Genomic DNA, 12795 nt, shown 5'->3' with positions numbered 1-12795 from the left:
CTGTGTCTACTTAGAGCGCTTCGGCGCCAGCGATGATTTCGATAAGTTCGGTGGTGATCGCGGCCTGACGGGTCCGGTTATACTGGATTGTCAGCTTGTTGATCATCTCGCCCGCGTTCCGGGTCGCATTGTCCATCGCGGTCATGCGGCTGCCCTGCTCGGACGCGGCATTTTCCAGCATCGCGCGGAACAGCTGGATCGCGACGTTGCGCGGCAGCAGCTCGGCAAGGATTTCCTCCTCGTCGGGCTCATATTCGACCGCCGCCGAGGCACCCGCCGCCTCGACGCCGTTGGGCGGCGTGAGCGGAACCGGGATGATCTGGATCTCGGTCGGCTCCTGGACCAGTGCCGACTGGAACTTGGCGAAGAACAGGTGCGCCACGTCGAACTCGCCCGCCGCATAGCGGTGGATCAGGTCCTCGGACACGATATGTGCGTCGGAGAAGGCCACGTTCTTGATGTGGGTCTGGTCGACCTGGTGGACGATTTTGCCTGGGAACAGCCGCGAGATGACCGCGCGGCCCTTCTTGCCGATCAGGTAGAACTTCACCGTCTTGCCCTGCGCGATCAGGCTGTCGGCCGTCTTGCGGGCGGCGCGGACGATGTTGGTGTTGAACGCGCCGGCGAGGCCGCGTTCCGACGTCGCCACCACGAGCAGGTGGCACTGATCGTTGCCGGTGCCGGCGAGCAGCTTCGGGCTCTGCGGCCCGACCGTCACCTTGGACGCGAGGCTCGCCATCACGGCATCGAGCCGCTCGGCATAGGGGCGGCCGGCTTCTGCCGCCATCTGCGCACGGCGCAGCTTGGCCGCGGCGACCATCTTCATCGCCTTGGTAATCTTCTGGGTCGACTTCACCGAGGTGATGCGAACCTTGAGGGCCTTGAGACTTGCCATCTAGTCTTGTCTCTTCCGTCCTAGTTCGCCCGGCCGTCAAGCCGGGCGAAGGATCAGTATGTTACGCGAAGGTCTTCACAAAGGCTTCGAGCGTCGACTTGAGCGCCGCCGTCGTGTCCGCCGACAGATCCTTGGTGTCGCGGATCGAGGCCAGCAGGTCGGCATGCTTGGAGCGCATTTCCGACAGGAAGGCGGCTTCGAAGCGCGTCACGTCACGGGTCGGGACAGTGTCGAGATAGCCGTTCACGCCCGCGAAGATCGACGCGACCTGCTCTTCGAACGGCAGCGGCTGGAACTGCGGCTGCTTGAGCAGCTCGGTCAGGCGGGCGCCGCGGTTGAGCAGGCGCTGGGTCGAGGCGTCAAGATCCGAGCCGAACTGCGCGAAGGCAGCCATTTCGCGATACTGGGCGAGCTCGAGCTTGATCGAGCCGGCGACCTTCTTCATCGCCTTGGTCTGCGCGGCGGAGCCGACGCGGCTGACCGAGAGACCGACGTTGATGGCCGGGCGAACGCCCTGGTAGAACAGGTCGGTCTCGAGGAAGATTTGGCCGTCGGTGATCGAGATCACGTTGGTCGGGATATAGGCGGAGACGTCGCCCGCCTGGGTCTCAATGATCGGCAGTGCGGTCAGCGAGCCGTTGCCGTTCGCGTCGTTCAGCTTTGCTGCGCGCTCGAGCAGGCGGCTGTGGAGATAGAACACGTCGCCGGGATAGGCTTCGCGGCCCGGCGGGCGGCGCAGCAGCAGCGACATCTGGCGATAGGCAACCGCCTGCTTCGACAGATCGTCATAGACGATCAGTGCGTGCATGCCGTTGTCACGGAAATACTCGCCCATCGCCACACCGGTGTAGGGCGCGAGATACTGGAGCGGGGCGGGATCCGACGCGGTCGCGGCGACCACGATCGAATATTCCATCGCGCCATTCTCTTCGAGCGTCTTGACGAGCTGCGCGACGGTGGAGCGCTTCTGGCCGATCGCGACATAGACGCAGTAGAGCTTCTTGCTCTCGTCGGTGCCGGCGTTGGCGGTCTTCTGGTTGATGAAGGTGTCGATGGCGACCGCCGACTTGCCGGTCTGGCGATCGCCGATGATCAGCTCGCGCTGGCCGCGGCCGACCGGGACGAGCGCGTCGAGCGCCTTGAGGCCGGTCTGCACCGGCTCATGGACCGACTTCCTGGGGATGATGCCCGGCGCCTTGACTTCGACGCGGCTGCGCTGGTCGCTGACGATCGGGCCCTTGCCATCGATCGGATTGCCGAGGCCGTCCACCACGCGTCCGAGCAGTCCCTTGCCGACGGGGACGTCGACGATCGTGCCGGTCCGCTTGACGACATCGCCTTCCTTGATCTGGGCATCCGAGCCGAAGATCACGGCGCCGACATTATCGGCTTCCAGGTTGAGGGCCATGCCCTTGATGCCGTTGGAGAACTCGATCATCTCGCCGGCCTGGACGTTGTCCAGCCCGTGGATGCGGGCGATGCCGTCGCCGACGGACAGCACCTGGCCGACCTCGGTGACCTGCGCTTCGGAGCCGAAGCTGGCGATCTGGTCGCGGATGACCTTGGAGATTTCAGCGGCGCGGATGTCCATGTTCAGCCTTTCATCGCAATCGCGAGGGTGTTCAGTTTGGAGCGGATGGAGCCGTCGATCTGGCGCGAGCCGACCTTTACGATCAGTCCGCCGAGGATCGAGGGATCCACGGTGAGGTCGACCGCGACATCGCGGGCGAGCTGGGTCTTGAGCTTGGCCTTCAGCGCCGCGACCTGATCGTCCGACAGCGGGTGGGCCGAGGTGACTTCGGCGGTCGTCTCGCCGCGATGCGCGGCGGCAAGCTGGCCATAGGCCCGGATCACCGCGCCCAGCTGCCCGAGCCGGCGGTTCTGGGCGAGTACGCCGAGGAACTTCGTGGTCAGCGAATCGAGCCCCATCGCCGCCGCCGCGGCGGCGATCGCCTGCGCCGCCTGGGTGCGCGAAACCACCGGGCTGGTCGTCAGCTGGCGCAGATCCTCCGACTCGGCGAGGGTAGCCTTGAGCCTCGCAAGGCTGGCCGAAACCGCGTCGATCGCCTTTTCGTCACGGGCGAGCCCGAACAGTGCGGTCGCATAACGTCCGCTGAGGCTAGCCTGAATACCGCCGGAATTCTCCACGCGCGTCTCGTCCCCCAAATGGATGTCGTCCCATGCGAAAAAGGGGGCGCTGTAAGGCGTCCCTGCATCGGTCGCGGGCCGGTTAGCAGGGGTGTCCCGAGGATGCAAGGCGGAGGGGCTAAAAGATACCGTGTTGCAATAAAACACAGCTAGGATCGTCCGGATCGATCGGAACGCACCTGGAATCAGAAAGCCGGACCTCGCGGCCCGGCTTTCCTCTGCGATCTTCGGGATCGCTCCGATTGTGCGGTTACGCAGCCTTCGCCGGCTCCGCGTCGATCACCTGCTGCGGTTCGACACCGTCGATGGCGATGCGGCGCGGCTTCTTATGCTCGGGGATCTCGCGCACCAGTTCGACGTTGAGCAGACCGTTCTCAAATCCTGCACTCGTCACCTTGATGGTGTCGGCGAGTTGAAAGCGGCGCTCGAACGCGCGCTTGGCGATGCCGCGGTGCAGATATTCGCGCTGCTCGCCTTCGGTCTCACCTGCGCGGCCGATGATGATCAGCATATTGTCCTGCACGGTGACGTCGATTTCTTCGCGGGTGAAGCCGGCCAGCGCCATCTGGATGCGATAGGCGCCGTCACCGGTCTTCTCGATGTTATAGGGCGGGTAGCTGTCGCTTTCGCCGCGGGTGAAATCAACGAGGCGGTTGAGATTCTCGAAACCGATCGAGGACCGGAGAAGCGGAGCAAAGTCGAGATTACGCATGGGTCTGTTTCCTCATACAAGCGATGTTGACCATGATGACCCGCGGGGCTGCCGCCGGGCCTTGTCCGCCGCCCCATCTGGCAACGGCGGACGCGATCGAGATAGTAAGGACCGAGCTGCCTTCAAGAGGTCGTCGCAGCGGTTCGTTGACTGGCGCGGTCCGCCCGCCTAACCGGGGCCGATGGTTGCCTATCTCGAATTCGAAAAGCCGATCGCGGAGCTCGAAGCGCGCATCGCCGAACTCCGTTCGACCGCCCATGCGGGGTCGCTCGACATCGGCAGCGAAGTCTCGAAACTCGAGGCGAAGTCCGAAAAGCTGCTGCGCGACATCTATGCGAGGCTGAGCCCCTGGCAGAAGACGCAGGTCGCGCGTCATCCGGACCGGCCGCACTTCAAGGACTATGTGGCCGGTTTCATCACCGATTTCATGCCGCTCGCCGGCGATCGCGCTTTTGCCGACGACCAGGCGATCATCGGCGGCCTGGGCCGGCTCGGCGATCGCAAGGTGGTGGTGATCGGCCATGAGAAGGGCGACGACACCGCTTCCCGGTTGCGCCACAATTTCGGCATGGCCAAGCCCGAGGGCTATCGCAAGGCGATCCGGCTGATGCAGCTCGCCGATCGGTTCGGCCTGCCGGTGGTCAGCCTCGTCGATACATCGGGCGCCTTTCCGGGCGTGCAGGCCGAGGAGCGCGGCCAGGCCGAGGCGATCGCCCGCTCGACCGAGCAATGCCTGGCGCTGGGCGTTCCCATGGTAGCGGCGATTGTCGGCGAAGGCGGCTCGGGCGGCGCGATCGCCGTCGCGGCCGCCAACAAGGTGCTGATGTTCGAACACGCCGTCTACTCGGTGATCTCGCCCGAGGGCTGCGCCTCGATCCTGTGGCGCACCGGCGACAAGGCCGCCGAGGCAGCCGAGGCGATGAAGGTGACCGCCGCGGATCTCCAGCGCCTGGGTGTCGTGGACCGGGTAGTGCCCGAACCGATGGGTGGTGCGCACCGTGATCCGGCAGCGGCGGTAACGTCGCTGGGCGCGGCGATCGGCGAGGAACTCGACAAGCTCGCCGGCAAGAAGCCTGCGTCGATCCGCGCAGCGCGCCGCGATAAGTTCCTGGCGATCGGATAGTAGCGGACCCGTAACGGAACTGTTCAGGTGGCTGCTGCTTTATGCGTTTCGTCGAGAGGATTCGCATGAATAAGATCATAATTTGCGCCGGCCTCATGCTGGCGCTGCCATCCGCGCCAGTTCTGGCACAGGCACAGGCGATCTCCGCCAGCGACCGGCGTGCGGGGGCAGAGGCACATCCTCAGTTGCTCCAACAGTTCGGCGGCGCGATGAAAGGGCCGGCAGCCGATTATGTCGCGCGCGTCGGTCGCAAGATCTCGGTGCAGTCGGGCCTGTCCAATTCCGAGCGGGACTTTACCGTCACGCTCCTGGATTCGCCGATAAACAACGCCTTCGCGATAGCCGGCGGCTATGTCTATGTGACTCGCGGGCTGCTCGCGTCGATGAACGACGAGGCCGAACTCGCGTCGGTGCTCGGACACGAGGTCGGCCATGTAGCGGCCCGCCATGCCGCCAAACGACAGCGCACCGCGACGATCACCCAGGTCTTGGCCGGGATAGTGGGCGCCGTGGCAGGCAATTCGGGGGTCGGTAATCTGGTGGGGCAGGGCGCCGGCGTCGGCGCGGACCTCATTACCAAGGGATTCTCGCGCACTCAGGAATATCAGGCCGACGATCTGGGCGTGCGCTATCTCGCCTCCGCGGGTTATGATCCGCTGGCCTCGTCGGACATGCTGGGGATTCTCGGGGCGCAGAGCGCGCTGGAAGCGCGGGTCAGCGGTCAGCAGAGTTCGTTGCCGACCTGGGCGAGCACCCATCCCAATTCGGCCGATCGGGTCAAGCGCGCCCGCGACAAGGCCGCGCAGACCGGCGCCGCCGGCCGCGGTTCGCGCAATCGCGATGCGCTGCTCGATGCCATCGACGGCCTTCCTTATGGCGAGGACCCGTCCAAGGGATTCGTCGAGGGCCGGGAGTTCAAGCTTCCAACGGAGCGGCTCGCCTTCACGGTTCCCAGCGGATACAGCCTGGTCAATAGCGACGACGCCGTGACCATCAGTGGATCGGGCGGGCAGGCGAGCTTCACCGGCGGCCGGACAGGACTCGGCGGACTGGACGATTATGTCGGGCAGGTCTTCTCGAAGCTGAGTGCCAATATCCGCTACGGCCAGATCCAGAGCGGACGCGCCAACGGCGTGGACTTCCGCTATGCCTTCGGTGAGGCAAGCAGCAATGCCGGCCAACTGGACGTCGGTGTGTTCGCATACCGCCCGGACGGTGACTCCAAGGCCTTCAGCTTCGTTACCCTGGCTCGCGCCGGACAGGGGATCGGGCCGTTCCAGCCGCTGGTCGAAAGCATGCGTCGCATGGCGCCGAACGAAGCCGCCGGCGCGAAGCCGCTGCGGGTACGCGTGCTGAGGGTGAAGCCCGGCGATACCGTAGACAGCTTCGCCCGGCAGATGGCGTTTTCGGACAGTCCGATGGACCGCTTCCTGGTGCTCAACGACCTGGCTCCGGGAGCGAAGCTGCGGGTAGGCGACAGGGTAAAGGTGATCGTGCGGCAGTAGGCGCCAAAAAGGGCGGCGAACTTTCGTCCGCCACCCTTGGAAGCCAGCCTTTAGCCGTATTAAAGGCTAGGCTCAGCTCGCCTTCATGTTGTTCGAAACGTTCGTAAACGTCTTCTGGAGCTGATTGCCCAGGCTTGTCATCGCGGTGATCGCGGCAACGGCGATAAGGGCGGCGATCAGACCATATTCGATCGCGGTTGCACCCTTGTTGTTCTTGAGCAGCTTGGCAACGAACTTCATAACTCTAACTCCTACAACCCGACCACGGGGATTTTCGGCCCGGCTGACCTCGCTCGCGTTGGGCCAACAATCACATCCTTAGCGGGCAAGTCCCTGCCGAAAGGTTAACGCGCCGCGATTTCTCAAGTGGCTGCAACCCGACTGGCGACATCGTCCCAGCGCCCCCTGACCGAATCGCCCAGTGTCGCGACCGCGCCCATGAGCGCGAGGAAGACCAACGACAGGATCAGTCCATATTCGACGGCGCTGGCGCCGCTCTGGTCGCGGCACAGCCGGAGCAGTCCTGATCCGTCATTAGCGCCCCTCATGTGTCCTTCCTCGAACGAAAGGGCGGTCCCAATCGCTTTGATCTGAAGCGGATTATTCCGTAGGCGTGCCGGATTAAAAATCTCTGAAGAGTTCGACGACCATGCAAACGCCCCAGCTCCTGATCGTCGTTGCAGCCGCGTTGATCGATCCCGACGGGCGAATTCTGGTCCAGCAGCGGCCCCAGGGCAAGGCGATGGCAGGGCTGTGGGAGTTCCCCGGGGGCAAGGTCGAAGCCGGCGAGCTTCCCGAAGCCGCGCTGATCAGGGAGTTGCACGAGGAATTGGGTATCGATGTCCAGCAGGCGTGCCTCGCGCCGGCCTGTTTCGCCAGCGAGGCGCTCGGAGATCGGCACATGATCCTGCTGCTCTACATCTGCCGGAAGTGGCACGGAATCGCGCGCGCGCTGGAGGCGCCGGCGATACAGTGGGTGCGCCCCGTCGAACTGCACGGTCTCGACATGCCGCCGGCCGATCGCCCGCTGATCGGGCTGCTGGACGCGCTGGTCTAGATCTGCCTTTCGAACAGCCGGTCGATGCGGCTGCCTGGCAATATCCACAAGATCGATACCAGGAAGGTGCAGGCGATGCTCAACGCGCTGTTGACGAAGGCGAGGGCGATGCCGGCGGCGTAGATGCACAGCGACACGATGGCCTTGCGCTGCTGGATACCATGCTGTGCGGTCGTATCGGAATCGGCGGCATTACAGAGCGCTTCAGCCTCGAGCCAGGGATAGACCAGCGCCGGCAGCAGTAGCGTCACCAGATAGATCGCCGTCGGTATCGGTTCATGCGGATGTTCGCCCCACCACGCGGTACCGAACGGGATCAGCGACAGGCAGAACAGCCACAGCAGGTTGGCCCAGCGCAGCGCATTGCTCGACACCTCGGCGCGGTCGAGCAGCTGATGATGGTTGACCCAGTAGACGCCGACCTGGACGAAGCTGAGCGCATAGGCGAGCAGGACGGGCCAGAGCCGCACCAAGCCTTCCAGCGTCGGATGCTCCGGCGGACGCAGCTCGAGTACCATGATCGTGATGATGATCGCGATGACGCCGTCCGAGAACGCCTCGATACGGCCGGTTTCGGAAACTGGTTCTGGCTGGCTCATCGTCCGATGATGGATCACCGATCCCGCGGCTGTCCATAGACGCGAGTCACGCCGCATCCGGAACATTGAGGAATGTTTAGAGAATCCGGTTCTACACGCGGCGCAGAGAAGGAAGGTATGCGATGCTTCAGCTCACTTATATCAGCTCGGCGCGCCGCGATGTCGGCAAGGACGATGTCGAGAAAATCCTCTCCGCGTCGCGGCGAAACAACGCGCGCGACCGGATCACTGGCCTGCTTGTGCACGATGGCCGGCGCTTCCTGCAGGCACTCGAGGGCGATGCCGAACTCGTCGAACGCTGTTTCGCGCGGATCAGCCAGGATGATCGCCACCGCGCGGTGGTACGCCTCTCGCAGCGCGAGGTGAGGGCCCGCGCGTTTGGCGATTGGGCCATGGCCTACCACATCGGCGCTGCAGCCGGCGATAAGGCATCGATGGTCGAGGCGGTCGACATGCTCACCGCGGGCATATCCGACGCGAATACGCGTGAACTGTTCCGCAGCTTCGCGCGCTTGGAGCGCCGCGCTGCCTGAACCGCGGTGCTATTTGGCGGCGGCGGGGCGCTCGAAGGCTACGCTGATGTCGAGCGGCACTTCATCGGGCACGAGCGGAATGCCGTAGCTCACGCCGAAATCGCTGCGCTTCACCGTGGTCTTCGCCTCAAACCCGATGGTCTGCTTGCCCATCATCGTGCCCGCCCCGATAAAATGAGCGTCGAGAACCACCGGCTTGGTGACGCCCTTGATCGTCAGGTTGCCGATGATCTTCGCCTTGTTGCCCGAAGCTTCGATCTTCGTCGATTCGAAGTGCGCCTTCGGGTATTTCGCCGCATCGAAAAAGTCGGCGCCCTGGAGATGCTCGTTGAGCTGGGCCGACGTCGTGGTGATGCCGCTTATCGGGATGTCGATCGATACTTTCGCCGCAGCCGGCGCCTTGGGATCGAGAGTCATCGCGCCCGTCACGTCGCCGAACAGCCCACGGTACATGCTGAAGCCGAGATGATTGACGGTGAAGGCGACCTGGCTGTGCGCCGGATCCACCGTGTAGTTGCCTGCGGCGACGCGCGACGCATCGGGAGCGCCGGGGGGCGTGGTAGGTATCTGGGCGAACAAGGGCTGGGCAGTGCCGATGGACAGGCCTGTCAGCAGGACGGCGATGCGTTTCATGCGACATTCTCCTAATGCGACTGGAGCGGCACACTAAAGTGCACCGCTCCCCCGACAAGCCACAATAGCGAAACGCACCGTTTCGGGTGTCGCCGATCGTTTCCGGCGCTTAGTTCTTGGACTTATCGACCAGCTGGTTCTTGCCGATCCAGGGCATCATCGCGCGCAGTTCGGCGCCGACCTTCTCGATTGGATGCTCGGCGGCCAGCTTGCGGCTGGCCTTGAGCTCGGGCTGGCCGGCGCGGTTGTCGAGCACGAAGCGCTTGACGAACTTGCCGGTCTGGATGTCGTGCAGGACGCGCTTCATTTCGGCCTTGGTCTCGGCGGTGATCACGCGCGGGCCGGTGTGGATGTCGCCATATTCGGCAGTGTTCGAGATCGAGTAGCGCATGTTGGCGATGCCGCCTTCATACATCAGGTCGACGATCAGCTTCACCTCGTGCAGGCACTCGAAATAGGCCATCTCGGGCGCATAGCCGGCCTCGGTCAGCGTCTCGAAGCCTGCCATGATGAGGTGGCTGAGGCCACCGCACAGCACCGCCTGCTCGCCGAACAGGTCGGTCTCGCATTCTTCCTTGAAGGTCGTCTCGATCACGCCCGAGCGGCCGCCGCCGATCGCCGACGCATAGGACAGGGCGACGTCATGCGCGTTGCCGCTGGCGTCCTGGGCGATGGCGATTAGGCAGGGGACGCCGCCGCCGCGCTGATATTCCGAGCGAACCGTGTGGCCGGGGCCCTTCGGCGCGATCATGAACACGTCGATGTCGGCACGCGGCTCGATCAGCCCGAAATGAACGTTGAGGCCGTGCGCAAAGGCGAGCGCCGCACCGGGCTTTAGGTTGTCCCGCAGATCGTCGGCATAGATGCCGGCCTGATGCTCGTCGGGCGCCAGCACCATGATGATGTCGGCCCACTTTGCCGCTTCGGCGTTCGACAGAACCTTGAACCCGGCGCCTTCGGCCTTCTGGGCGGTGGCGGAGCCGGGACGCAGCGCGATCGCGACATCGGCAACGCCGGAATCGCGGAGGTTCTGGGCATGGGCGTGGCCCTGGCTGCCATAGCCGACAATGGCGACCTTCTTGGTCTTGATGAGGCCGATGTCGGCATCACGATCATAATAGACGCGCATAGCTTGCTTCCCTGTGGCGCGGCCGGACATTCGGTTGCGATGAAGGCCGTGTGGTTGAAATTCGTCGGGGCCCCGTAACGGGCGAGCGCCCGTCCGTCGACCCCCTGCGTTATGGCAAGGCTCTAAAGCGCCTCTTTGCCGCGGACGATCGCGGCCACCCCGGTGCGGGCGACTTCGACCAAGCCGACCTCGCGCATCAGCTCGAGGAACTTGTCGATCTTGTCCGTGCCGCCGGTCACCTCGAAGATGAAGCTCGAGATGGTCGAGTCCACCACGCGGGCGCGGTACACTTCGGCCAGGCGAAGCGCCTCGATCCGATGATCGCCGGTACCGACCACCTTCACCAGCGCCAGCTCGCGCTCGACATGCGGCCCCATTACTGTGAGGTCGGTGACCTTGTGCACCGGAACCATGCGGTCGAGCTGGGCCACGACCTGGTCGATCACCTGTGGCGTGCCGGTGGTGACGATCGTGATCCGGCTGATCTTCTCGTCCTCGGTGACGTCGGCCACCGTCAGGCTGTCGATATTATAGCCGCGCGACGAGAACAGGCCGGCGATCCTGGCCAGGATCCCGGACTCGTTGTCGACGGTCACGGACAGCGTGTGCCGATCGGTGGCTTCCTGCTTGATATGCATGTTTCTTTTCTCTGGTCGAAGGACGGTGAAGGCGCAGCGCCCCGGATCAGACGAGCGCCTTGGCCTCATCGTCCATTTCACCGATCACTTCGTCGGGTTCGAGGATCATGTCGGTATGCGCCGCGCCGCTGGGGATCATCGGGAAGCAGTTGGCGAGCTTCGCCACGCGGCAGTCGACCATCACTGGCCCGTCATGCGCGATCATCGCCGCAATCCCTTCATCGAGGTCGGCGGGGTTCTCGATCCGCACGCCCTTCCAGCCATAGGCCTCCGCCAGCTTCACGAAATCGGGCAGCGCATCGCTATAGGACTCCGAATAGCGGCCGGCATAGGTCAGGTCCTGCCATTGGCGAACCATCCCCATATATTCGTTGTTGAGGATGAAGACCTTGACCGGCAGGCGATATTGGGTGGCGGTGCCGAGCTCCTGGATGTTCATCTGGATCGACGCTTCGCCCGCGATATCGATGACAAGCGCATTGGGATTGCCGAGTTGCGCCCCGATCGCCGCGGGCAGGCCGTAGCCCATCGTCCCCAACCCGCCCGAGGTCAGCCATTTATTGGGCGCCTCGAAGTCGAAATGCTGGGCCGCCCACATCTGATGCTGGCCGACCTCCGTGGTGATGATCGGCTTCTTGGCATGCGTGGCTTCCCACAGCCGCCGGATGGCGTGCTGCGGCATGATCTCCTTGGCCGACGCCGGGAATTTAAGGCAGTTGCGCGCGCGCCACTCGCCAATCTGGCTGTGCCATGGCGCCAGGTCCTGAGGCTGGTGCTGGCGCGCCTTCCACAGCTTGATCATGTCTTCCATCGCGCGGCCGACATCGCCGACGATGCCGAGATCGACCCGCACCGTCTTGTTGATCGACGACCGATCGATATCGACGTGGATCTTCTTCGAATGCGGCGAGAAGGCGTCGAGCCTGCCCGTCACCCGATCATCGAACCGCGCGCCGAGGCAGACGATCAGGTCGGCCCGATTCATCGCCATATTGGCTTCATAGGTGCCGTGCATGCCGAGCATGCCGAGCCATTGCGGGCTGGACGCGGGGAAGGACCCCAGGCCCATCAGCGTCGACGTCACCGGCGCGCCGGTGATCCGCGCCAGATCGCGCAGCAACTGGCTTGCGATCGGACCCGCGTTGATGATCCCCCCGCCGGTGTAGAGGATCGGCCGCTCGGCAGCGGCGATCATCTCCACCGCCGCTTCGATGAGGGCAGTGTCGGCCTTTACCTGCGGCCGATAGCCTTTGTGTGGCAGCGCCTTGATCGTCGGCTTGCGATAGGCCGCCGTCGCGACCTGCACGTCCTTCGGCAGATCGATCACGACTGGGCCGGGCCGGCCGGAGGTCGCGATATGGAAGGCCTCATGGATGACGTCGCCGAGCTTCGCCGGATCCTTCACCAGATAATTATGCTTGGTGCAGTGGCGGGTGATGCCGACTGTGTCGCACTCCTGAAATGCGTCGGTGCCGATCAGCGGCGTGCCCACCTGGCCGGTAATGACCACGAGCGGAATCGAATCCATCAGCGCGTCGGCGATCCCGGTCACGGCGTTGGTGGCGCCCGGGCCCGACGTCACCAGAACGACGCCCGGTTTGCCCGTCGAGCGCGCATAGCCCTCCGCGGCGTGAACCGCGCCGGCCTCGTGCCGCACGAGGATGTGGCGAATCCGCTTCTGCTTGAACAGCGCGTCGTAGATCGGGAGGACCGCGCCACCCGGATAGCCGAAGATGACCTCGACGCCGAGATCGCTCAGCGCCTGCATCAATATGTCGGCTCCCGTCATTTCGGCAGTCATGATCTTGTCCTTGTTGCGGGCG

At 64.3% G+C, this 12795-nt stretch carries 15 protein-coding genes; 4 read left to right on the top strand and 11 right to left on the bottom strand.

Annotation, left to right across the window (positions count from 1 at the left end; translation table 11 throughout):
- Window positions 1–10: 10 nt before the first annotated feature.
- The 4 genes from AAC645_RS09670 to AAC645_RS09655 all read right to left on the bottom strand — a co-directional run bounded on the left by AAC645_RS09670 (window position 11) and on the right by AAC645_RS09655 (window position 3755).
- Entirely contained in the window at window positions 11–895 is an 885-nt protein-coding gene (locus AAC645_RS09670; protein WP_340315589.1) for a F0F1 ATP synthase subunit gamma, read from the bottom strand.
- 61 nt (window positions 896–956) lie between these two features.
- On the bottom strand, window positions 957–2486 hold the full coding sequence (gene atpA / locus AAC645_RS09665; protein ID WP_340315587.1) for a F0F1 ATP synthase subunit alpha: 1530 nt from the start codon (window positions 2484–2486) through the stop codon (window positions 957–959).
- Between the two features lie 2 nt (window positions 2487–2488).
- On the bottom strand, window positions 2489–3043 hold the full coding sequence (locus tag AAC645_RS09660) for a F0F1 ATP synthase subunit delta (protein ID WP_340315586.1): 555 nt from the start codon (window positions 3041–3043) through the stop codon (window positions 2489–2491).
- A 250-nt stretch (window positions 3044–3293) separates the two neighbouring features.
- Window positions 3294–3755 carry an Hsp20 family protein gene (locus AAC645_RS09655; RefSeq protein WP_340315584.1) on the bottom strand — a complete coding sequence of 154 codons (462 nt, stop codon included), beginning with the start codon at window positions 3753–3755 and terminating at the stop codon, window positions 3294–3296.
- 181 nt (window positions 3756–3936) lie between these two features.
- Between AAC645_RS09655 and AAC645_RS09650 the strand changes: the two genes are divergently transcribed.
- Window positions 3937–4878, top strand: a complete 942-nt coding sequence (locus tag AAC645_RS09650) for an acetyl-CoA carboxylase carboxyltransferase subunit alpha (RefSeq protein WP_340315582.1) — start codon at window positions 3937–3939, stop codon at window positions 4876–4878.
- Window positions 4879–4943: 65 nt separating this feature from the next.
- Window positions 4944–6383, top strand: coding sequence for a M48 family metalloprotease (locus tag AAC645_RS09645; RefSeq protein WP_340315580.1), 1440 nt, complete (start codon window positions 4944–4946; stop codon window positions 6381–6383).
- A 72-nt stretch (window positions 6384–6455) separates the two neighbouring features.
- Here AAC645_RS09645 and AAC645_RS09640 read toward each other — a convergent pair whose 3' ends face one another.
- Together AAC645_RS09640 and AAC645_RS09635 are read right to left on the bottom strand one after the other, a co-directional pair.
- Window positions 6456–6623, bottom strand: coding sequence for a Flp family type IVb pilin (locus AAC645_RS09640; protein ID WP_340315579.1), 168 nt, complete (start codon window positions 6621–6623; stop codon window positions 6456–6458).
- 122 nt (window positions 6624–6745) lie between these two features.
- Window positions 6746–6931 (bottom strand): Flp family type IVb pilin, encoded by a 186-nt coding sequence (locus AAC645_RS09635; RefSeq protein WP_340315578.1) that lies wholly within the window; start codon window positions 6929–6931, stop codon window positions 6746–6748.
- Between the two features lie 101 nt (window positions 6932–7032).
- Between AAC645_RS09635 and AAC645_RS09630 the strand changes: the two genes are divergently transcribed.
- On the top strand, window positions 7033–7440 hold the full coding sequence (locus AAC645_RS09630) for a (deoxy)nucleoside triphosphate pyrophosphohydrolase (RefSeq protein WP_340315576.1): 408 nt from the start codon (window positions 7033–7035) through the stop codon (window positions 7438–7440).
- On the opposite strand, the gene AAC645_RS09625 is transcribed toward AAC645_RS09630, so the two are convergent.
- The gene (locus AAC645_RS09625; RefSeq protein WP_340315574.1) at window positions 7437–8039 is read right to left on the bottom strand and encodes a TMEM175 family protein; all 603 of its coding nucleotides are present in this window, start codon (window positions 8037–8039) and stop codon (window positions 7437–7439) included. The two genes, AAC645_RS09630 and AAC645_RS09625, sit on opposite strands and share 4 nt — an antisense overlap.
- Before the next feature lie 122 nt (window positions 8040–8161).
- On the opposite strand from AAC645_RS09625, the gene AAC645_RS09620 reads away from it, so the two are divergent.
- Window positions 8162–8572 carry a BLUF domain-containing protein gene (locus AAC645_RS09620; protein WP_340315572.1) on the top strand — a complete coding sequence of 137 codons (411 nt, stop codon included), beginning with the start codon at window positions 8162–8164 and terminating at the stop codon, window positions 8570–8572.
- 9 nt (window positions 8573–8581) lie between these two features.
- On the opposite strand, the gene AAC645_RS09615 is transcribed toward AAC645_RS09620, so the two are convergent.
- From AAC645_RS09615 to AAC645_RS09600, 4 genes are all read right to left on the bottom strand, one after another.
- A complete protein-coding gene (locus tag AAC645_RS09615) occupies window positions 8582–9205 on the bottom strand; it encodes a YceI family protein (RefSeq protein WP_340315570.1) in 624 nt (207 codons plus the stop codon).
- Between the two features lie 109 nt (window positions 9206–9314).
- Window positions 9315–10334 carry a ketol-acid reductoisomerase gene (gene ilvC, locus AAC645_RS09610; protein ID WP_340315568.1) on the bottom strand — a complete coding sequence of 340 codons (1020 nt, stop codon included), beginning with the start codon at window positions 10332–10334 and terminating at the stop codon, window positions 9315–9317.
- Between the two features lie 122 nt (window positions 10335–10456).
- Window positions 10457–10972, bottom strand: a complete 516-nt coding sequence (gene ilvN / locus AAC645_RS09605; protein ID WP_340315566.1) for an acetolactate synthase small subunit — start codon at window positions 10970–10972, stop codon at window positions 10457–10459.
- A gap of 46 nt (window positions 10973–11018) precedes the next feature.
- Window positions 11019–12773 carry an acetolactate synthase 3 large subunit gene (locus AAC645_RS09600; protein WP_340315565.1) on the bottom strand — a complete coding sequence of 585 codons (1755 nt, stop codon included), beginning with the start codon at window positions 12771–12773 and terminating at the stop codon, window positions 11019–11021.
- Between the last annotated feature and the right edge of the window lie 22 nt (window positions 12774–12795).

This window comes from Rhizorhabdus argentea (genome assembly GCF_037861105.1).
In the GTDB taxonomy this organism is placed as follows: Bacteria; Pseudomonadota; Alphaproteobacteria; order Sphingomonadales; family Sphingomonadaceae; genus Rhizorhabdus; species Rhizorhabdus argentea.
This window is presented reverse-complemented; position numbering and strand designations above follow the sequence as displayed.